This is a genomic window from Rhizobium sp. UFLA01-1127 (assembly GCF_059803845.1).
Window position 1 is genome coordinate 1 of record NZ_JAUQTZ010000309.1, and the last position, 828, is coordinate 828.

The 828-nt window shown below is 60.1% G+C and carries 1 protein-coding gene and 1 riboswitch; the gene reads right to left on the minus strand.

The window, feature by feature from the left end:
* Positions 1 to 43 precede the first annotated feature (43 nt).
* Positions 44 to 299: riboswitch (cobalamin riboswitch) on the minus strand.
* A gap of 70 nt (positions 300 to 369) precedes the next feature.
* Positions 370 to 828 (minus strand): GGDEF domain-containing protein (locus Q4Q11_RS31935; RefSeq protein WP_498571994.1); only part of this gene is annotated, 459 nt, incomplete at its 5' end.

Sequence of the window (828 nt, forward strand, 5' to 3'; positions counted from 1 at the left end):
GGTCAATCATTCTCTGTCCCTTCCGGGCATCCCCGCCCGGCTGATTGGATCGTGATCGACGGCAGGTCTCCTGGCTTGCGGATATCTGACAATCATCTGCCTTCCCGCAAGCATGCTTGCAGTGGCGCGGCTCGAGGCCCTGAGAGAGATCCAGCAGGCTGGTCGCTCCCGGATGATCGGCAATCCGCTTACAGTTGCGGGGGCAGCCACGGTCTAGGTCCCTCTTGGGTCGTCCTCACCGTGTTCCCTATTAATCCCTTCGGAGTCTTCCTTGGGGAACCGTCGCCTCCAGTTATTCCGGACTGACCCTTCCCGTCAAGGACGCTGAACGACAAAGAAGAAGGAGGGCATCATATTCATCGCCGGAGGCTATGCGGCCTCCGCCAGTTCCGCACGATTTCGGCCGCCCGCCTTTGCGCGATAGAGAGCCTTGTCGGCCGCCTCCAGCACGTATTTGAAGTCGGTGGTCGGTTCGAGAGAGCAGGCAATGCCGATGCTGACCGTGACGCGGATGGTCTCCTGCCCGAACATTACAATCGCCGCCTCGATATCCTTGCGGATCTTCTCCGCGACGACGACCGCCGCCCTGGTATCGGTATTCGGCAGCAGGACAACGATCTCTTCGCCGCCGTAGCGGGCGGCAATGTCGGTCTTGCGAACGGTCTGCCTGATCACATCCGCCAAGCGCGCCAGAACCGTATCGCCGAAGGAATGGCCGTAGCTGTCGTTGATCTTCTTGAAATGATCGATATCGAGCATGATGATCGAAAAGGGGATGCGTCTGGCTCCCGCATCCTTGCTGCAGCGGTCGCCTTCGCGCTGCAGGAC